Here is a 607-nt window from a genome sequence, read left to right on the forward strand (position 1 = left end):
CAGGGCAACAGCATTTGAAATTTTGCCAAAAAGAGATATAATCAGGAATATGGAATTAAAAAGATTAAAATCGAGCTTAGAGCAGATAGAAGATCCCCGGCGAACAAATGGCGGGCATATCCTGCACAAGCTGGAAGACATCATTATCATAGGGCTATGTACGGTAGTGTGCGGGGGAGAGGACTTCCCGGATATGGAGGAATTTGGGAAGGAAAGAGAGGAATGGCTGAAGAAATTCCTGGAACTGCCTCACGGAATACCGGATAGCGACACGTTTCGGCGAGTATTCGAAAGGATCAAGCCCGAAGCGCTGTCAGAATGCCTGTATGACTGGCTGGGATGCCACCGCCAAGAGGGCAGTGTAATTGCTGTAGACGGGAAGACCATTCGCGGCAGTAAAACGGATAGCCATAAAGCGTATCATGTAGTCAGTGCGTTTGCAGCGGAGAACCAGCTGGTACTGGGTGAGATTGTGACGGATGAAAAGTCCAACGAGATCACAGCAGTGCCAGAACTTTTGGGTTCTTTGAACATAGAGAACAGCATCATAACGGCGGACGCAATGAGCTGCCAGAAAGAAATTGTCAAGAAGATCCGGGAGGGCAAG

Annotated in this window: 1 protein-coding gene; it reads left to right on the forward strand. The window is 48.4% G+C overall.

Going from position 1 to position 607, the window contains the following annotated elements:
• Positions 1-49: 49 nt before the first annotated feature.
• The coding region (locus D5269_RS18170; protein WP_147408095.1) for an ISAs1 family transposase at positions 50-607 on the forward strand (558 nt) is incomplete at its 3' end.

This window comes from Anaerotruncus sp. 1XD42-93 (assembly GCF_009917605.1).
In the GTDB taxonomy this organism is placed as follows: domain Bacteria; phylum Bacillota; class Clostridia; order Oscillospirales; family Ruminococcaceae; genus Anaerotruncus.